Raw genomic sequence first — 19,930 nt, 5'->3', positions numbered from 1 at the left:
GGAATTTTTGTAAATAAAGTCTGAAAAGCAGAAATTATTTTATTGATAGGTAGTGACTTACATTTTATGCGGGACAATTACTTAAAATGATCTCTTGTCAGAAAAAAAAGCGATTACTTTGATTGAAAGTGAATCGCTTTTTGAAAAATTATTCTTTTATTTTAGATAATGAAATGGCGTTAATACAATAACGTAATCCACTTGGTTCCGGACCGTCTGGAAAAACGTGTCCTAAATGCGCATCGCAGGTATTGCAAACTACTTCAACACGAATCATTCCGTATGATTTGTCTGCGTGATAGGCAATGGCATTTTCTTTAAGAGGTTGAGTAAAAGATGGCCAGCCTGTTCCTGATTCAAACTTTTCGCTTGCATCAAAAAGCAGCGTACCACAACATTTACATTCGTAAATTCCAGGATCAAACAAACTGCAAAGCTCAGAACTAAAAGATCTTTCAGTACCTTTTAAGCGTGTAACCTGGAACTCTTCCGGAGTTAAAATTTGTTTCCATTCTTCTTCCGTTTTTTCTACTCTTTTTTCCGGAGTAGGGTTTCCTTTATTTGTATAACGAATTATATCGGCCCATTTTATCATAGTCTTTGTTTTTTAGTTTGCAGTCTCATTTTACAGTCTCGTTATTCAGTAGTAGTTCTCAGTCTCAGTAATTAGTTGTCTGAAAACTGCGACTGAGAACTGTAAATTGAAAAAACTATTCCTCTTCCTTTTGTCCCATCATCATTAAAAATGCTTTTAGGAAAGGATCAATGTTTCCGTTCATTACGCCGTCGACATCGCTGGTTTCGTAACCGGTACGAACATCTTTTACTAATTTATAAGGCTGCATCACGTAATTACGTATTTGTGAACCCCATTCAATTTTCATTTTTCCAGCTTCAATATCGGCACGTTGTGCTTGCTGTTTTTTTAGTTCAATTTCGTACAATTGAGAACGTAGCATTTGCATGGCGCGTTGTCTGTTGTCTTGTTGCGATCTTGTCTCAGAACATTGAATTTGAATTCCAGTTGGCTTGTGGACCAATTGTACTTTGGTTTCAACCTTGTTTACATTTTGTCCTCCGGCTCCACTAGAACGAGAAGTTGTAATTTCAATATCGGCAGGATTAATGTCAATTTCGATACTGTCATCAACAAGCGGATAAACATAAACAGAGGCAAACGAAGTATGGCGTTTTGCGTTACTATCAAAAGGAGAGATTCGAACCAGGCGGTGAACGCCGTTTTCTCCTTTTAGATATCCAAAAGAATAATCACCTTCAAATTCGAGTGTAACGGTTTTAATTCCCGCAACCTCTCCGGCTTGAAAGTTAAGTTCTTTTATTTTGTATCCATAGCTTTCGCCCCACATCATGTACATACGCATTAACATTCCTGCCCAATCACAACTTTCGGTTCCGCCGGCACCTGCAGTAATCTGTACCACAGCGCTTAAGCTATCACCTTCGTCAGAAAGCATATTTTTAAACTCAATGTTTTCAATATGAGTTTGCGTAATGTTATAATGCTCATCCAGTTCTTCTGCAGAAAGTTCACCTTCTTTATAAAAGTCGTATGCCAGTTGCAATTCATCAGTAAGTTCAATGGCTTTGTTGTAATCTTCAATCCATTTTTTCTTGTTTCGAAGGTTTTTTACAATGATTTCTGCTTCCTTAGGATTGTTCCAAAAGTCTGGTGCAAAGGTCTTTTCTTCCTCGTTGGCGATTTCAATTAGTTTGGCATCAACGTCAAAGATACCTCCTCAACGCACCAAGGCGCTCCACAATACCTTTTATTTGTTCGGTAGTTGTCATAAATTAATAGTAGTTTTATATGTTTTTTATAAATATTACGTTAATTTGGTTATATCGTAATTCGCAAGTTAAAATTTACTAAAACTTGCAAAAATTAACAAATAGTAATACGTAATTTTGCTGTACAAAAATAAGATATAGTTTTTAGAATATGGAAATAAATTTAATTAGCGATACCATTACCAAACCCACGCATGAAATGTTGCAATATATGTTTAATGCTCATGTTGGAGATGACGTATATAGGCAAGATCCCACAGTTATTGAATTAGAGACCAGAGTAGCTGAGTTTTTTGGTATGGAAGCCGGATTATTTTTTCCGTCGGGAACTATGGCAAATCAAGCGGCTATTAAATTACATACTCAGCCGGGCGAACAATTAATTGCTGATAAATATGCTCACATTTATCATTATGAAGGAGGAGGCGTTTCTTTTAATAGCGGCGTTTCATGTTGTTTATTAGATGGAGACAGAGGAATGATAAATGCGCGTCAAGTTGCCGCAGCGATTATCGATCCTGAGTTTTATCATAGTCCGTTAACGAGTTTAGTTTGCGTTGAGAATACTACTAATAAAGGTGGTGGAGCATGTTATGAGTTAAATGATTTAAAAGAAATTAAAAAAGTTTGCGACGCTAATAGTTTGAAATTTCATTTAGACGGTGCGAGAATTTGGAATGCATTAGTGGCTAAAAGGCAAAATCCTAAGGAGTTTGGAGCAATTTTCGATACAATTTCGGTTTGTTTATCTAAAGGATTAGGTGCTCCAATTGGTTCAGTTTTGTTAGGAAGTAAAGATGATATTCGCAGAGCGTTGAGAATCAGGAAGATACTTGGTGGAGGAATGCGTCAGGTAGGATATTTGGCAGCAGCTGGACTCTATGCTTTGGCTCATAATATAGAACGTTTGGCAGAAGATCATAGGAGAGCTAAAGAAATTGCAGCAGTTTTAAGTGGGAAACCTTGGATATTGGCTATTGAGCCGGTAGAAACAAATATTTTAATTTTTTCGTTAGCCGATGGTTACGACGACAAACTATTAGTAGAAAAATTAAAGCAGAAAAATATTTTAATAAGTTCAATGGGGCATAATAAACTTCGTATAGTAACGCATTTAGATTATAAAGAAGTAATGCATACTTATGTTTTAGAAACGCTTGCAAAGTTTTAGGAAAAAGGTTCAAAGTTGCAAAGGTACAGAGGGACAAAGGTTTCTTAATAGGTTTAAAGGATTGAACTAATAGAGAGTAATAAAAACAAAGGTTCAAAGGTTATCACAATGTGAAAAAACCTTTGAACCTTTGTTACTCAGAACCTTTGTATCTTATTTAAAAAGATTATCCATTCCTGGAATCATTGGCATATCCATTTTTGCAACGGCATCAAGCTCTCTTTCGTTAACATTTGTTGCTTTTTCGATGGCTTTATTTAGTGTTACAATTAAGTAATCTTCCAGTTGTTCTTTGTCTTCAAGTAAAGAGTCATCAATAGAGATTGTTTTTACTTTTCTATTTGCAGTCAATGTTACTTTTAATAATCCGTCAGCGCTTTGTTCATCAATCAAAACAGTATCTAAACGTTTTTTAGTATCTTCAATTTTTTGTTGGGTTTCTTTAAGTTTGCCCATCATTCCCATTAAATCCATTTTTTGTTGATTTTTAAATTATTTCATACAAAATTAGTATATTGCTGTATTATAACAATAGAATATTTTATGAAAAAATTAATTCTGTTCTATTGTGTTTGTAGTATTTTTGCAGCTCCGTATTTAAAAACCAATGCTAAATCAATGCAAAACGATATAATGGCTCCAAAAGCCAAAGAAATTCCAAAATCATTAAAAAAACATAAAGAGACTCGAGTAGATAATTATTTTTGGCTAAATGATCGCGAAAATTCTGAAGTTATAGATTATCTAAATCAGGAAAACTCTTATTACGAGAGTATGACTGCGCATACAAAGACACTTCAGGGTGATTTGTACGAAGAAATGAAAGGGAGAATTAAAGAAGATGATTCATCGGTTCCATACTTCTATAACGGATATTACTATATTACTCGTTTTGAAACAGGGCAGGATTATCCGATTTTTGGAAGAAAAAAAGGAAGTCTTTCTGCAGATGAAGAGATTTTGTTCAACTGTAATGAAATGGCAAAAGGACACGCTTATTTTAAACTTGGAGGTTTAAGTGTGAGTCCGGATAATAAATTTGCAAGTTTTGGAATTGATTTAGTTGGAAGAAGAATTTACACAATTCAGTTTAAAAATTTAGAAACAGGAGAAATTCTATCGGATAAAATCGAAAATGCTACAGGCGGATCTGTTTGGGCAAATGATAATAAAACTGTTTTTTATACCAAACAAGACGAGGTTACGCTAAGAGCTGATAAAATATTCAGACATAAATTAAATACCGATTCAATAGATGATGTTTTGGTTTTTAATGAAACCGATGATACTTTTAATGTTTCGGTCAGCAAAGAAAAATCAAGAAAATATATCGTTATTGGTTCAGGAAGTACTTTAACGACTGAATATAGAATTCTGAATTCTGATAATCCAGAGGGAGAATTTGTAGTGTTTCAGCCTCGCGTTCGAGGTTTGGAATATAGTATTTCTCATTTTGAAGATTCATTTTACATTTTAACAAATAAAGATAAAGCTACCAATTTTAAGTTGATGAAAACGCCTGAAAATAAAACAGGAAAGAAAAACTGGGTAGATCTTATTCCGCATCGTGAAGATGTTTTGTTGGAGGATATTGAAATTTTTAAAAACTATTTAGTTGTCGAAGAGCGTTCAAACGGATTGAATCATATTCGTATTATGCCGTGGAATGATGAACCAGATTATTATCTTCCTTTTGGCAGTGAAACTTATAATGCTTATACGACAACAAATGTTGATTTTGATACTGATGTGTTGCGTTATAGTTATCAATCACTTGCAACACCATCTTCTGTTATTGATTTTAATATGAAGACTAAAGCCAAAGAGATTTTAAAAGAACAACAGGTTTTAGGAGGTAAGTTTGACAAAGAAAATTATATCGAAGAACGTGTTTGGGCAACTGCGAGAGATGGAGTTAAAGTGCCAATTTCTATGATTTATAAGAAAGGATTGCAGAAAAACGGTAAAAATCCGTTATTGCTTTATGCTTATGGTTCATATGGTATTACAATGGATACTTATTTTTCGTCAACAAGGCTATCATTGTTAGACCGCGGTTTTGTTTATGCTATTGCACATATTAGAGGAGGAGAGGACTTAGGAAGACAATGGTATGAGGACGGAAAACTGTTAAAAAAGAAAAATACCTTTACAGATTTCATTGATTGCTCTAAATTTGTCATCGACGAAAAATATACTTCTTCTGAACATTTGTATGCTGAAGGAGGATCTGCAGGAGGACTTTTGATGGGAGTTATCGTAAATGAGGCTCCGGAATTGTATAACGGCGTAATTGCTCAGGTACCTTTTGTAGATGTTATTACCACAATGTTAGACGATAGTATTCCGTTAACAACTGGAGAATATGACGAATGGGGGAACCCGAACAATAAAAAATATTACGATTATATGTTGTCGTACTCACCGTATGATAACGTAAAAGCACAAAATTACCCTAATATGTACGTTTCTACGGGTCTGCATGACTCGCAGGTACAGTATTGGGAACCAGCCAAGTGGGTCGCCAAATTGAGAAATCTAAAAACTAATAATAATTTTTTATTCTTAGATACCAATATGGATGCCGGACATGGTGGAGCTTCAGGACGTTTTGAAGCTCTAAAAGACTTAGCAAAAGAATTTAGTTTTTTATTAGATTTAGAAAAAATTAAAAGCTAATTAGAAATTTTTTGTTAAATTTGCAACCTATCGAGGTTATTTGAAAATACCTTTGATTAACTATTTTTTTATGAAAGAAGAAATAAACGCTTATAATAATGTTTTAGAGTTAATAGGTAATACCCCACTTATTAAGCTAAATAAAATCACCGAAGACTTAGAAGGAAATTTCTACGCAAAGGTAGAAGCTTTTAATCCAGGACATTCCTCAAAAGATAGAATAGCGTTATATATCATTGAAGAGGCTGAGAAAAAAGGGATTCTATCACCAGGTGATACCATTATTGAAACAACATCTGGTAATACAGGTTTTAGTTTAGCAATGGTAAGCATTATAAAAGGCTATAATTGTATTTTGGCTGTAAGTTCAAAATCGTCGAAAGATAAAATTGACATGTTGAGAAGTTTAGGGGCGAAAGTTTATGTTTGTCCGGCTCACGTTTCAGCAGATGATGAGAGATCTTATTATAATGTAGCCAAACGTCTGCACGAAGAAACAAAAGGTTCAGTCTACATCAATCAATATTTTAATCAATTAAATATTGATGCGCATTATAACACTACAGGACCTGAAATTTGGGAACAGACAAAAGGACAAATAACACATCTTATTGCTTGTAGCGGAACTGGAGGAACGATCTCAGGAACAGCAAAATTCTTAAAAGAGCAAAACCCAAATATTAGAATTTTAGGTGTTGATGCTTTTGGATCAGTTTTAAAGAAGTATCATGAGACAAGAGAGTTTGATAATAAAGAGATTTATCCTTATCGCATAGAAGGTTTAGGTAAAAACCTAATTCCATCAGCAACAGATTTTGATATCATCGACAAGTTCATGAAGGTGACTGATGAAGAAAGTGCTCACTCAGCAAGAGAGATCACTAGAAAAGAAGGTTTATTTGTTGGTTATACTTCTGGAGCAGTAATGCAAGCTATTAAACAATATGCAGAAGAAGGTGAGTTTACTAAAGATAGTAATATCATTGCTATTTTCCCGGATCACGGTTCTCGCTATATGAGTAAAGTATTTAGTGATGACTGGATGAACGAGCAAGGATTCTTTGACAGTGTCAACGAAGAAGAAGTTCAAAAAATTGAATTTGTGAAGTAATTTTTAATTACACTTTAAAGATATAAAACTCCGTCTACGTTTGTAGACGGAGTTTTTTTATGGCCAGATTTAAGATTTAATGTCAGTTTGTTGAGAAATTGATTTTTAATTTGCAATTGCAAATACCGTATTTATACGTAGGATTTTTTGATTTTGGTTGAGATTAATTTATTATTTTAGTATTATTTCTGAGAGTATAAAAAATCGATTAAGTGTTTTAAATCATGATATTTGGTTATTTGAACGATTATTTAGGTTAGTTATCGGGAAAATTTTCGGCGAAATGCATAATAATATAGTTTAGCAGTGTTAAAATGACACTTTGTATTTTAATCCCCTAAAATCTACTATTATGAAAAAATTACTACTCACTTTGATGTTTGTAAGTTATTTGAATGTTAATGCTCAAAATCCAATTCAAGAGTTTAATTTCAATGGTACTTTGAATAATACTGATAACACTACTTCTTTTATCGGTACGAACAATTTTGTTAATGATAGATCTGGAGCTGTTAAATCTGCTCAACGACTAACCAATAAAGGAATGGAGGCTGTTATCGACAATCTTCCTCAGAGCAATAGTGCAAGATCAGTAAGTATTTGGGTAAAATTTAATTCTATTTCGGCTCCAAATTATATCTGGGGTTATGGAACAGCTTATAATGCTCAATATTGTGGATTATTACAACAAGGAACAGCTTCTTCTAATTCAGACTTAAGTTTGGCAGGCTGGGGAGCGAGTAACGATGTTATTGTTTCTACGCCGTTAGCAAAAGATGTTTGGTATCAGTATACTATAACATTTGACGGAAAAGTTTCAAAAATATATCGTAACGGAGAATTGTTGAAATCTGTAGACGGAATTTCACGTTCGACCAAAGGAAATATTTTTAGACTTGGAGAAATAAACACAACAGTTGGAATTAATGCTGATATAGACGATTTAAAGATATATAGTGTTGCGTTGACTGATGAACAAGTAAAGGAATATTATAGTATCTCAAAACCCGTTAATTCTGTTATTGTAACTGTTGAACCAGCTGCTGCTGCAAAAACAGAAAAAAAGGCAGTAGTTAAAACAAAAACAGTTGTAAAACCAACAGTGTCAAATACCATTATTTCAACTGGTGATGTGAATTCTGGTGGAAAAAATGTTGAGGTTTTCTCACAAGGACAAAAAGTATTAGGTAGTAATGCGGCAAATATTAATGATTTACCTGAAGGAACTTATTTGTTGAAAATAACAAATACTCCTGCAAAAAAGATGACGGCAAATTAGGAACACTTTTTTTGGTTGAATATAAATTGTTAGTTTATAAAAATATTAATAGTGTTAAATATTTTTGAATAGTGAAAAAGCCTTCTGAATTTCAGAAGGCTTTTGTTTTGGATACTATTAATGCTTTTTTTGCTGTCCAGGAGCATAAGCTTTTGCGCTTTTGCTGCCAGACATTTTTTTAGCCTGTCCCGGTGGCACTTTTTTTGGACTGCTGCTGTAAGTATGTGTATGAGTTGAACAGCTTATGGCACTGATGACTACAAATAGAATGACCATTATGATTATGATGTATTTGTGTATTTTGATGTTTGCATAAAAAAGGTATTTTAAATTAATTTAGATTTGAAACGTTGCAAATATAATAGTTTAGGCAATAATCTTTTAGAGTATTTGATTGGTTAATTTCTTTTTCGTTTTTCTTCTTGCTCTTAAATAGTAAAACAAGGCAGGTATTGCAGCGATCATAAATAGTTGAGAAGTCCAATATTGACGCATTTCGTATGAAAAAGGGCTATTGATTTTGTTATCCATTCTTCGGTAAAGTATTTTATCATTTACATTATTAATCCGCCAAATTGGAATTTTGTTTTTGTTGAAATTTAAACTTGCTACAATATTCATTGGTATTGCAATTCCAATTTTTAATTTATCAGATTGACAATATCCATGAAATATCCAGGATGTTTTATTGCTCCCTATATTTGATGGACATGTTTCTTCATCAACAAATAGTGTGTCTTTAGAATAATTTTTTTTTGGATCTAATGAAGCATAAAATATTTTAGTTTTATAAAAGTCATTTACTACTTCAGTTGCAAGTATTGATAATCCTAAAAATATAAGAATTAATGAAAGTGTTCTCATGAATCTAATTGTCTTTTGTTGGTATTAGAAATTCGCGTTTAAATTAATCAAAAAAAAACTCCAGATTTCTCCGGAGTGTAATTTTATAAGAAAGAAGTATTTTATTCCTCTTTCATTGTATGATAAACGTTCATCACGTCATCATCTTCTTCAATTTTTTCGATTAGTTTTTCAACATCAGCGATTTGAGCCTCAGTAAGTTCTTTGGTGATTTGCGGAATGCGCTCAAAACCTGAAGATAAAATTTCCAGTCCTCTGTTTTCTAATTCTTTTTGCAGCGCTCCAAAGCTTCCAAAAGGTGCATAGATTAAGATTCCATCTTCATCTTCAAAAACTTCTTCAGCACCAAAGTCAATTAGTTCTAATTCTAATTCTTCAGGATCAAGGTTGCCTTTTGCAATTCTGAAATTACAAGTATGATCAAACATAAATTCAACAGAACCTTGAGTTCCCATTGTTCCATTACATTTATTAAAATAGCTGCGAATGTTTGCTACAGTTCTATTATTGTTGTCAGAGGCAGTTTCGATCAAAATAGCAATTCCGTGAGGAGCATATCCTTCAAACAAAATTTCTTTATAATTGGCAGTGTCTTTATTACTTGCATTTTTAATTGCACGCTCCACATTGTCCTTAGGCATGTTAGCGGCTTTTGCATTTTGTATTACAGCTCTTAATCTAGAATTGGCATCTGGGTTAGGGCCACCTTCTTTAACAGCCATAACGATGTCTTTACCAATTCGGGTAAATGTTTTAGCCATTGCTGACCAACGTTTCATTTTTCTTCCTTTTCTAAATTCGAACGCTCTTCCCATTACTAATTTTTTATTTTGAGATGCAAAAATACGGTTATTCCTTATTTATGCAAAATCAAAGATTAAGTTTTTTTGATTTGTTTCAAGTTTCAGGTTTCAAGTTTGTTGGAATCTGTATAATGTAAAAATTCCATTCGTTTTGGGAATGGAATTTCTACATCTGAAACCTGAAACCTGAAACCTGAAACCTGAAACCTGAAACCTGAAACCTGAAACCTGAAACCTGAAACTATTTCGAATTATTAAATTCATTAATCACATTCACCGCTTCATTTAGATATGGATTTGTTTTCAAATTATCCATCTGGCTTTGGTTTATTGTTTTATCGTTTGGATAAACGCCAAGTAAAAACTGATTAACACTTGAGTTGTAAACGTCTAAAGGATTATTTTCATCATTAAATGTATTGATCTCCGTCCAAAGTGAGTTTAATACTTTCTTTTGGTTAAAAACAGCGTCTAAAGTCATCGGAAGTTCGGCTTTTGGTGTGTTAACTAATTTATCAATTTTGACATTTATTTTTTTGATATTGGTAAAAAAATAATTGTCTGCCAATCGGGCTGTGCTATTTTTAGCCAGCTTATCAATTAGGCTTCTCTTCACGTAGGTTTTATATTTTAGAAAAGGTTCAATACTGTCATTTTTAATTGCAGTAGGAAAATCACTTTCTTTCTGGTAAATACTTTCATAAAACTCAGGAAGAACTACATCTGGAGTAACTCCAATATATTGATGGCTTTTTCCGGTAACTCTGTAGAATTTATTAATCGTAATCTTTAGGAAATCAGTATTTTTTGTTTCGTCAAGCGAAAGAATGGTTTGCATTGTTGCTTTTCCTAGTGTTGTGCTTCCTATTAATAAAGCTCGGTTATAATCTTGTAATATAGAAGAGAAAAATTCACTTGCCGAAGCCGTATTACTATTCACTAAAATCACGATAGGACCTTTATAAATAAGTCCTTTGTACGGATCATTTATCACAGATTTAGCTTGGTTATTATCTACAACAATAGAAAGCGGACCATAGTCGATAAACATTCCGGCTAATTTGATGGCTTCTTCCATCGATCCGCCGCCGTTATCAATTAAATCAATTACAAGACCTTTAATATTATCACGTTCAAGTTTTATTACTTCGCGAGCAACATCATCGGCACAGCCTTTTCGGCTATTACCATCTAAATCAGCATAAAAACTTGGAATTTTAATGTATCCAATTTTACTGTCTTTCCCAATAATAAAGCTGAAAACAGAATTTTCTTCATCTTTCATTACCTGTTTTTCAATGTAAACATCAAAACTTTTACCTGAGTTTCGTTTTAGTGTCAGCGTAATACTTTTATTAGCTTCAGACAGAATCATAGACGAAATAGATTCTAATGAAGCACAAGAAACCTGTAAAGTTTCTTTTTGATTGGATATCGAAATAATCTGATCGCCTTTTTTAATTTGTCCAGTTTGGTAGGCTGGACCATTTGGGTCAACTTCGGCAATGATAATTTCATTTTTTTCATTCAGATTTACGCTCATTCCAAGAGACAAATGTTCTTTTGATAACGAAGCGACAAAACTCGTTTTAGAATCATCACTAAAATAAGCAGTATGCGGATCAAAGTAGGTACAGAAAAAATTATAGAGTTTTTCTTCCTGTTTTGTATTAGTTTCTAAAAGTGTATTGATTCGACAAATTTCATTAGAAACAATTAAATTTTTTGATTTTTGTTCAATAGATTTATAATTGGCTTTAATGGAGTCTAGGTTATCGCTCGTTTCAGCCATATCATCCAAAATTTGGTAACGAATTTTTTTTAGCCAAACTTTCTCTAAATCTTCGCTTTTAAGGTAAAATGGAAATGATTTTTTATAAAATCGGATTGTATCTTTTTTATTGTAATCAATAGGCTGCGATTGAATTTTTTCTAATACTTTTTTAGTTCTCAATAAACCGCTTTTGTATTTGGCAGTAATGTCTGCCAGAAAACTACAATCGTTGCTTAAAATAAAATCGTCTAAATTAGAACGATATTTTGTTGCTATTTCATCATATTCAGTCTTCAGAAATATGTTTCTGGAAGGATCTAACTCATTTATTAAATTATCAAAAACAAAAACCGATAAACTATCATCTACCGGTTTTGGTCTAATATGTTCTGACTGAATAAGTGCATTTATTTTGCTTAGTATGTCGCATGTTTCACTACTATTTTGACTAAATAGAATACTAGTAGTAAACAAAAGTATTAATGAAATTTTTTTCATAAATCGAAATCTTCGTTTAGACTAAAGTTACGCTTATTTTTGGTTATAGGTCATATTTTTTTTTCTAAAATTTCTTACATCAAAATGATTTGTTTTAATGAATAATTAGACTCATAAAATCTTTTAATTGCTAAAACTTACAGCAAAAAAAATGCGCTACTAAAAAGTAACGCATTTTCAATATATATGTTTTAAAAAATTATTTCTTGTAAAAAGGTAGTTTTACCACTTTAGCAGGAACATCATTTTTTCTAATTCTGATGAAAATTTCACTTTCAACAGCGCTATTATTTACAGTAACATATCCTAAACCAATTCCTTTATTCATAGAAGGAGACATAGTTCCAGAAGTTACAATACCAATTACAGCACCTTCAGCATCAACAATTTCGTAATCGTGTCTTGGTACGGCACGTTCCTGCATTTCAAAAGCAACTAATTTTCTGGTCACACCTTCTTCTTTTTGTTTTTTAAGGTTTTCAGAATTTGTGAATTCTTTCGTGAATTTCGTAATCCATCCTAAACCAGCTTCAAGTGGAGAAGTAGTATCGTTAATATCATTTCCGTACAAACAGAATCCCATTTCTAAACGTAAAGTGTCACGAGCGGCCAATCCAATTGGTTTAATACCGAAAGCAGCACCAGCTTCAAAAACCTTGTTCCAAATTGCTTCAGCATCAGTATTTTTGCAATAAATTTCAAATCCGCCAGAACCAGTATAACCAGTTGCAGATATAATTACATCATTAAAACCAGCAAAATCACCAACTTCAAAATGGTAGTAAGGAATTGCAGCTAAATCTAAAGAAGATAAAGATTGCATAGCTTCAACCGCTTTTGGCCCTTGAATTGCCAATAAAGAGTAATCGTCAGAAAGGTTTTTCATGTCAACACCCAAATCATTGTGCGAAGAAATCCAGTTCCAGTCTTTATCAATATTCGAAGCATTTACTACAAGTAAATACTCTTCATCTTTCATTTTATAAACAATCAAATCATCAACAATTCCACCTTCATTATTAGGCAAACAAGAATATTGCGCTCTTCCAATAGTCAAAGTCGATGCGTCATTTGAAGTTACTTTCTGAATCAAAGCCAATGCATTTGGTCCCGTCAACAAAAATTCACCCATATGCGAAACGTCAAAAACGCCCACACTATTACGAACAGTTTCGTGTTCAGCGTTAATTCCTTCGTAAGTAATTGGCATATTATAACCGGCAAAAGGCAGCATTTTCGCTCCTAAACTCTCATGTATGTGCGTAAGCGCAGTATTTTTCATTGTGTTGTTTTATAAAATTGTGTCGCAAATTTATTCAAAAAATATCAAATTTTGATAGTCTAAATTATAAATTTCGCAATGATTAGGAGTAATTTCCTGCTATTCGCTATATCTTTTCTTTGTCATAGAAGCCAGAAAAAAAATATCGCTGCAAATGAAGTTCACTGAGCTCTACTAAAATTAAAGAATAGTGAAGTAATCAGGGTTAAGGTTTTAAGGTAATAAGACAGATTTCTTCTTCATTTTTTGCGTAACTTTAAATCTATAAATCATTCAAATGAAAGAGCCGCTTTTAATAACAAAAGATGAAGTTCAGAGATTCTATAAACGCGTAAATCCTCATACACATAAAGGACTTCAAGGTCACGCTGTGATTATTGCCGGAAGTTATGGTAAAATAGGAGCAGCGGTTTTAGCGTCAAAATCCTGTTTAAAATCAGGCTGCGGACTCGTAACGACTTTTACACCAAAATGTGGTTATCAAATTCTTCAAATATCGATTCCCGAAGTTATGGTTGTTACTGATGAAAACGTCAATTTTATTACCAATATTCATCTTCCAATAATCCCGCAAGCTATTGCAATTGGACCAGGAATCGGGCAGGAGTTAGGTACACAAAAAGCACTATTCGAGTTTTTAAGAACAAATAGAGTACCACTAGTTCTCGATGCCGATGCGTTGAATATTCTTGCTCAAAATCAATCATGGCTTGAATTAGTTCCAGAAAACACTATTTTAACACCACATCCAAAAGAACTCGAACGTTTAATTGGCAAATGGAATTCAGAATCTGAAAAGTTTCAAAAAACAACCGCTTTTTCTGAAAAGTACAAAGTGATTATCGTCATGAAAGGTGCACCAACTTATATCATTAATAAAAAAGAAATTTACGAAAATACTACAGGAAATGCCGCACTTGCAACTGCTGGTAGTGGCGACACTTTAACGGGAATAATTACAAGTTTTCTAGCACAAGGTTACGAACCAAAATACGCTGTAAAATTAGGTGTATTTCTGCATGGTTTAACCGCCGACATTGCCTTACCAGAAACAGGTTATGAGTCTTTTATCGCTTCAGATATTATTGAGAACTTAGGAAAAGCTTTTTTAAGTTTAGAAGTTTAACCGCAAAGTACGCTGGGATTTACACAAAGCTTTGCGAACTTTTCGGTTTTATAAAATTTCAAATGAAAATGCCTTTGCGTGCTTTGCGGTTAAATTACTAAGTTTGTATTATGAAAAACAATTTCGATCTCAGAACGGTAAACGTTACGCGTTATATCACGCCTTTGCGCGAAGGGGGTTCTTTACCTGCTTTGGCAGAAGCCGATGATGATTTTAAATACGTCCTAAAATTCAAAGGAGCTGGTCACGGTGTTAAAGCTTTAATTGCCGAATTAGTAGGCGGACAAATCGCAAAAGCCTTAAAATTGCAACTTCCTGAACTGGTTTTTGCTCATCTCGACGAAGCTTTTGGAAGATCTGAGGGTGACGAAGAAATTCAGGATTTACTTCAAGGTAGCCAGGGATTAAATTTAGCACTTCATTTTTTATCTGGTGCGATTACTTTCGATCCTGTTGTAACAACGGTTGACGCCAAATTAGCTTCGCAAATCGTTTGGCTGGATGCTTATATTACTAATGTTGACAGAACATTTAGAAATACCAATATGTTGATTTGGCACAAAGAATTATGGCTGATTGATCACGGTGCATGTTTGTATTTTCATCATTCCTGGAACAATTGGGAGCAACATGCTAAAAGTCCTTTTGCGTTGATAAAAGATCATGTTTTGTTACCGCAAGCGACACTTTTAAAAGAGGTTGATGCCGAATTCAAAGCGCTTTTAACACACGAAATTCTGGAAGATATTGTAAATACAATTCCGCTAGAATGGCTGCAATGGGAAGACACCGATGAAACTCCGGAAGCATTACGAAATGTATACTTACAGTTTTTACAGACCCGATTAAATAATTCAGAAATCTTTGTAAATCAAGCTCAAAATGCAAGATAGTCACTTATATGAGTATGCCGTAATTCGTGTGGTACCAAGAGTGGAGCGCGAAGAATTCCTAAACATAGGAGTCATTTTGTTTTGCAAAAAAGCCAAATTTATTAAAGTTTTGCACCACATAAACGATGCAAAAATTGAAGCATTATCAAACGATTTTGATATTGAGCAGTTGCATTGCAATATAACTGCCTTAGAAAAAATAGCGAACGGAACTAAAGACGGAGGTCCAATTGGGGCAATGGATATTCCTGAACGTTTTAGATGGCTAACGGCAATTCGAAGCTCTGCAATTCAAACTTCACGACCACATCCGGGTTTGTGTCAAGATTTAGAAAAAACAGTTCAGAGATTATTTGAAGAGTTAGTTCTTTAGGGAAAGGTTCAAAGGTTCTGAGGTTCAAAGTGACAAAGGTTTTTTGTAGAAGCACATTCTATTGCGTTCATTTTTGTCATTTCGAGGAACGAGAAATCACACTAGGAACTCCGCAAAGAAGGTTGCCAATCTTTTTCGATTTACGAGTGTGATTTCTCGTTCCTCGAAATGACAAACTGTATGGGAATTTTGACTAAAAAATTTTGCGACTTTGTGTCTTTATGAGATTCATTATCGGATTAAAAATCCAATATTCCAAAGAGGCATTCATTAGAAAAATGAAGTATTATATTTTCCTTTTTTAGATTTTCAATGACAAATAAATCATTAGGTTCTAGATAGTATGGCTTTTCATTAATTTTAATAACGGTTGTATCTAAAGAAAATAAAATTATTATTTGAGCATTACAATTCTGATCACTATTCGTTATTTTCAGTTTGTGATGGCGTATTTTTTCAGAAACCATCCAATTAAAATCAATACCTTTTGTATATGAAGTCACTTCATCATCCGAATTAAATTCCATGATTTCATATTTCTCATATGTTTTTTTTTCTTTGTTTACCTCAACATACAAGCTGTTATCAAGCATAACCAGGTATCGGTAATAACCCTTAAATTTGGTAAACTCTGAAGACGCTTCTTCTATTGTAGCACTGCTTATTCTGAATGCAAAATCTCGATCGGAGTAGCTTGCTGTTTTTGGATATATCATATATTCATATGTCAATCCACCACTCCAAATAGTGGGCGTACTATCTTTTTGAGACAAAAGGCTTATGTTCATTTTTTTAGTTCTTTATAAGAAATCAAAAGTAAAACGGATTGTTCTTTAAACACTTAAATTTTCTTTTCCAAATAAATAAATTCCAAGGGTTCTTCAGAAATTGTAACATGAATTTCGCTTTCAGGAAAAGCCTCTCTTTCGCCTGTATCAGCATAACCGTGGCGTTTGTACCACGCAATAAGCTCTTCGCGAACCGAAATAACCGTCATAATAATACTAGTCAATCCTAAAGATTTAGCATGATTTTCGGCTTCAGCCAACATTTTTTTTCCGATTCCGCTATTTTGTAATTCAGGAGAAACAGTCAACATTCCCAAATACAATTGATGTTCTTTTTCAACCAATAAAACCGACCCAATGATCTGATTGTTTTCGGTGTATTTTAGAATAGTATTTTTAGGATCAAGAATCGTTTCTGTCAATTCTTCTTCATTTGTTCTTTTTCCGTCTAATAAATGGGCTTCGGTAGTCCAGCCTTTTTTTGAGGTTTCACCTCTATATGCAGAATTGATTAATATAGTTAATGCTGGAATGTCTTGTAATGTTGCTTTAGTAATCATAATATGCGATGTTCTAATAATCTTATTAATTTGAAGTGTCTCTTGTTTTGACTGGGGGAACAAAAGTAAAAATAAGAAATGGCTTTAGCCGAAATTATTGTTTTGTATTCTTTGGTTTTCTATTAATCAAATAGCAATATGTAAAATGAGAAAACAAAACTATTACAATTCCAATATTCCAGTACTCTTTAAAATAGGCAAAAGGGCTATAACATTCACAACAATTTTCTGAGACTTGAAAATAAAAAGGGAATGCTATTAAAAAAAGTGATAAAAAGAGCGATAGAATAATGAAGCGGCCATACTTGATCTTAAAATAATCAACAAAGCCATAAGATAGCATTTGAAGGATCAATATAATTAAGAAAAAATATTCCATAGTTTCATCTTTAGGTTTTAAGGCTTAATAATCATAAACATGTTCAACAGTAATATTGTTACTTTGTAAATTCTTGATAAAAGGCAATAGTTTTTCGACTGGTAAAAGGTAAACATTTCTTTTGACCTTATCATCAGTTACAATTTGTGATTGATACAATAGCTTTATACCTTGAGGTTTTATTTCTTGTGACCGGTTCATAATTGTAGAAATTGCAATTTCATCATTTCCGGAAATCTCATAGATTTTTACATCTTGTTTAGAGAGTTTGATCATTTCTTTGGTAAAAACTTCCCATCGGGTTACCGCGATAATCATTTTATCACCGTCTTTTTTAATGATCTTTAAGTTGTTGCTTTCTCTTATGGAATCAACATTCGAAACAATTAAATAAATTTTGTCTGATGGAGTTTCATCCGTTGATTTTGCAGCCCATTCTATAAGCTGAGAATAAAAAGCTTTGAAGGAAAACTCGATGGTGAAGAAAAATGTTCTTTCCCATTTTCGAAGTATACTGTGATCTGATTTTTCAGAAGCCGTCCATACTTTTGTAATCCACGGTAAAAACTTAAATTCGTACCAAGCAGTTTGGTAAATAAAATCGCTATATGATTTTTGAGCTTCAATAATTACTTTTTCGGACTCAGATGAATTTTCTTCGGAGAATAAAGAAAAGAATCTTCCAATTGTATTTTCGTAGAGAATCTTAGCACCATATTCCATAGTCATACTAACACCGATAACTTGAAGCATAGTTTTGTATTCAGCATTTTCAGGATACGCTTCGGAGGTCAATTTTAGAGAACGATCATAAAGTTTCCAATATTCATCAATAGATTTATAAAAAGGAAAATCAGAAGGATTTTTACCGCTTTCCAGATAATCGGCATACTCTTTTGGATTATAAACCAAATACCATTCTGGAACCGTTAGAACCGTTTGTTCCTCAGCTCTGTAATAATCCTTTAGTTTTTTCTTTTCTTTCGAAAGTAAACTATTTGCATACGGATTATATTTGTCTAATAACTTGTTTGTAAATCGCTGATTAGGATCTAGTTTATTTTTTAATTCGAAGTATTTGCCGCTATTTGGATATCCTTTTTTAAATTGTTCAACAGTCGCGTGTGGCTGATACGGAAGATACCAGGTTCCGTTTTCGCTCAAAATAGCGTCCGTCATTTCAAGAGTCCATTTTTTTACATTGTTTTTGGCTTCCTGATCTGTTCCTTGTTTATAATAAATTACAAATGCAAAAACCTCTTTTCTTGCCCACGAAAGATAACTTTCATGATCCGGTAAAGCATGTCTTAGCGAAACATTAATGACGTTTACTTTATTATTCTGAAAAACGGCACTCATTTTCGGGATAAATGATTTTATGTTTTCTACCGGAATAAAATATTCCTGCAATACATAAGTTGTCTTTTCGCGCGAAGATGGCTCTAATTCTTTTACATCATAACTTGCTTCTTTATTTCTCCAGCGTACTATTTCCGGAATATAATATAAGGGATCAATGGTATATTCTCGTATCCATTTTCCTGAATTTCCCCACGAAACAACTCCTGCCATATGCGATTCGAGCCAGTAATTTTCATCTTCAGGTATTAAACGATCAGTATCTGTTAGAGGTTTTGTGGTTTTTTCCCAGGAAACGCTCATTATTTTATCGTATTTGGGCGGATATAGATTTCCATTTTGAAAAACTACATTTTCATTGCTGCGAATGTTTTTATCAAAATAAGCTTTGTAATCTTCAATAGGCATTACTTCATGGAATCTTTCGACTTTTACATTATCGACCAATTGTAAAGTAGCTTCGGCAATTACTCCAATACCTCCATATCCGCCAATTGCGGCATTAAAAACATCTTGATTTACATCTCGGTTAGCAATTATGATATCGCCATTTGCGGTAATTATTTTTAATTCTAATACAGATGAAATAATGGGGCCATGACCAATATATCTTCCGTGACAATTTACTGATATTGCGCCTCCAACCGTAAAATTAGAATAGGTTTGCATAATTTTTATAGACAAATTCAATGGGTCAATTACTTTTTGAATGTCTCTCCATCGAATTCCTGCTTGTACCGTAATTTGCTTTTTGGTTGTATCGATATTGATGATTTTTTTAAACAATCTCATATCAATATGCAAACTATTTTCGAAGGCAGTTTGTCCGCCCATACTGTATTTTCCGCCACCAATAGAAATAGGTCCGGTGGTGTTTTTTATAGCATAAACAATTTCATTTACCGTTTTGGGTTTAATAATTTGATTTACCTGAATAGGATTTATTTGCGTAACGTCATTCAGGGTTTTGTTGTTTAGCGTTTTATCGAATGCCGAATCTCCCGAAAATTGTATTAATAAAAAGATATAGAATACAAATGCAAGAAAACCATAAAACGGAATTGCTAAACGTTTTTTGCTATTAATAAATCGGATTGACTTTTTGATTCCGGCGTATAGAAACTTTACAATTTTTATAAAATAAATAAAGAGAATTTGAATCAAACGGTATTTTTTTTTCAT

At 33.2% G+C, this 19,930-nt stretch carries 18 protein-coding genes; 7 read left to right on the top strand and 11 right to left on the bottom strand.

Annotated elements, in window-relative coordinates; all coding sequences use genetic code 11:
• Positions 1–148: 148 nt before the first annotated feature.
• Together msrB and prfB are read right to left on the bottom strand one after the other, a co-directional pair.
• Positions 149–595 carry a peptide-methionine (R)-S-oxide reductase MsrB gene (gene msrB / locus ACHRVZ_RS03215; protein ID WP_395420741.1) on the bottom strand — a complete coding sequence of 149 codons (447 nt, stop codon included), beginning with the start codon at positions 593–595 and terminating at the stop codon, positions 149–151.
• Positions 596–710: 115 nt separating this feature from the next.
• A protein-coding gene (gene prfB, locus ACHRVZ_RS03210) for a peptide chain release factor 2 (RefSeq protein WP_395420740.1) occupies positions 711–1,809 on the bottom strand; the annotation gives its coding sequence in 2 pieces (ribosomal slippage) (positions 711–1,745 and positions 1,747–1,809; 1,098 coding nt in all).
• A 151-nt stretch (positions 1,810–1,960) separates the two neighbouring features.
• On the opposite strand from prfB, the gene ACHRVZ_RS03205 reads away from it, so the two are divergent.
• On the top strand, positions 1,961–2,980 hold the full coding sequence (locus ACHRVZ_RS03205) for a threonine aldolase family protein (RefSeq protein ID WP_395420739.1): 1,020 nt from the start codon (positions 1,961–1,963) through the stop codon (positions 2,978–2,980).
• 153 nt (positions 2,981–3,133) lie between these two features.
• On the opposite strand, the gene ACHRVZ_RS03200 is transcribed toward ACHRVZ_RS03205, so the two are convergent.
• Complete coding sequence (locus ACHRVZ_RS03200) at positions 3,134–3,454, bottom strand: YbaB/EbfC family nucleoid-associated protein (RefSeq protein WP_230713223.1); 321 nt, start codon at positions 3,452–3,454, stop codon at positions 3,134–3,136.
• 69 nt (positions 3,455–3,523) lie between these two features.
• Between ACHRVZ_RS03200 and ACHRVZ_RS03195 the strand changes: the two genes are divergently transcribed.
• From ACHRVZ_RS03195 to ACHRVZ_RS03185, 3 genes are all read left to right on the top strand, one after another.
• A complete protein-coding gene (locus tag ACHRVZ_RS03195; RefSeq protein WP_395420738.1) occupies positions 3,524–5,659 on the top strand; it encodes a S9 family peptidase in 2,136 nt (711 codons plus the stop codon).
• Between the two features lie 70 nt (positions 5,660–5,729).
• Positions 5,730–6,770: a PLP-dependent cysteine synthase family protein gene (locus ACHRVZ_RS03190; RefSeq protein ID WP_395420737.1), complete on the top strand. Its 1,041-nt coding sequence runs from the start codon at positions 5,730–5,732 to the stop codon at positions 6,768–6,770.
• Positions 6,771–7,122: 352 nt separating this feature from the next.
• Complete coding sequence (locus ACHRVZ_RS03185) at positions 7,123–8,049, top strand: LamG domain-containing protein (RefSeq protein ID WP_395420736.1); 927 nt, start codon at positions 7,123–7,125, stop codon at positions 8,047–8,049.
• A gap of 117 nt (positions 8,050–8,166) precedes the next feature.
• Here ACHRVZ_RS03185 and ACHRVZ_RS03180 read toward each other — a convergent pair whose 3' ends face one another.
• The 5 genes from ACHRVZ_RS03180 to gcvT form a co-directional block, all read right to left on the bottom strand.
• The gene (locus ACHRVZ_RS03180) at positions 8,167–8,325 is read right to left on the bottom strand and encodes a hypothetical protein (RefSeq protein WP_395420735.1); all 159 of its coding nucleotides are present in this window, start codon (positions 8,323–8,325) and stop codon (positions 8,167–8,169) included.
• Positions 8,326–8,430: 105 nt separating this feature from the next.
• Entirely contained in the window at positions 8,431–8,913 is a 483-nt protein-coding gene (locus tag ACHRVZ_RS03175; protein WP_395420734.1) for a hypothetical protein, read from the bottom strand.
• Between the two features lie 101 nt (positions 8,914–9,014).
• Positions 9,015–9,728, bottom strand: a complete 714-nt coding sequence (locus ACHRVZ_RS03170) for a YebC/PmpR family DNA-binding transcriptional regulator (protein ID WP_007811539.1) — start codon at positions 9,726–9,728, stop codon at positions 9,015–9,017.
• 229 nt (positions 9,729–9,957) lie between these two features.
• Positions 9,958–11,988: a S41 family peptidase gene (locus ACHRVZ_RS03165; protein ID WP_395420733.1), complete on the bottom strand. Its 2,031-nt coding sequence runs from the start codon at positions 11,986–11,988 to the stop codon at positions 9,958–9,960.
• Between the two features lie 199 nt (positions 11,989–12,187).
• The gene (gene gcvT / locus ACHRVZ_RS03160; protein WP_395420732.1) at positions 12,188–13,270 is read right to left on the bottom strand and encodes a glycine cleavage system aminomethyltransferase GcvT; all 1,083 of its coding nucleotides are present in this window, start codon (positions 13,268–13,270) and stop codon (positions 12,188–12,190) included.
• A gap of 277 nt (positions 13,271–13,547) precedes the next feature.
• Here gcvT and ACHRVZ_RS03155 point away from each other — a divergent pair, with 277 nt between their 5' ends.
• The 3 genes from ACHRVZ_RS03155 (at position 13,548) to ACHRVZ_RS03145 (ending at position 15,662) form a co-directional block, all read left to right on the top strand.
• Positions 13,548–14,396 carry an NAD(P)H-hydrate dehydratase gene (locus ACHRVZ_RS03155; protein ID WP_395420731.1) on the top strand — a complete coding sequence of 283 codons (849 nt, stop codon included), beginning with the start codon at positions 13,548–13,550 and terminating at the stop codon, positions 14,394–14,396.
• A 110-nt stretch (positions 14,397–14,506) separates the two neighbouring features.
• A complete protein-coding gene (locus tag ACHRVZ_RS03150; RefSeq protein WP_395420730.1) occupies positions 14,507–15,289 on the top strand; it encodes a HipA family kinase in 783 nt (260 codons plus the stop codon).
• Complete coding sequence (locus tag ACHRVZ_RS03145) at positions 15,279–15,662, top strand: DUF3037 domain-containing protein (protein ID WP_395420729.1); 384 nt, start codon at positions 15,279–15,281, stop codon at positions 15,660–15,662. Before ACHRVZ_RS03150 ends, ACHRVZ_RS03145 begins: the two co-directional genes overlap by 11 nt.
• 239 nt (positions 15,663–15,901) lie before the next feature.
• On the opposite strand, the gene ACHRVZ_RS03140 is transcribed toward ACHRVZ_RS03145, so the two are convergent.
• From ACHRVZ_RS03140 to ACHRVZ_RS03130, 3 genes are all read right to left on the bottom strand, one after another.
• Positions 15,902–16,450: a HutD family protein gene (locus ACHRVZ_RS03140; protein ID WP_395420728.1), complete on the bottom strand. Its 549-nt coding sequence runs from the start codon at positions 16,448–16,450 to the stop codon at positions 15,902–15,904.
• 53 nt (positions 16,451–16,503) lie between these two features.
• Entirely contained in the window at positions 16,504–17,010 is a 507-nt protein-coding gene (locus ACHRVZ_RS03135; RefSeq protein WP_395420727.1) for a GNAT family N-acetyltransferase, read from the bottom strand.
• Positions 17,011–17,413: 403 nt separating this feature from the next.
• A complete protein-coding gene (locus ACHRVZ_RS03130; RefSeq protein ID WP_395420726.1) occupies positions 17,414–19,930 on the bottom strand; it encodes an FAD-binding protein in 2,517 nt (838 codons plus the stop codon).

Source organism: Flavobacterium sp. FlaQc-57, assembly GCF_044007395.1.
Taxonomy (GTDB): domain Bacteria; phylum Bacteroidota; class Bacteroidia; order Flavobacteriales; family Flavobacteriaceae; genus Flavobacterium.
This window is presented reverse-complemented; position numbering and strand designations above follow the sequence as displayed.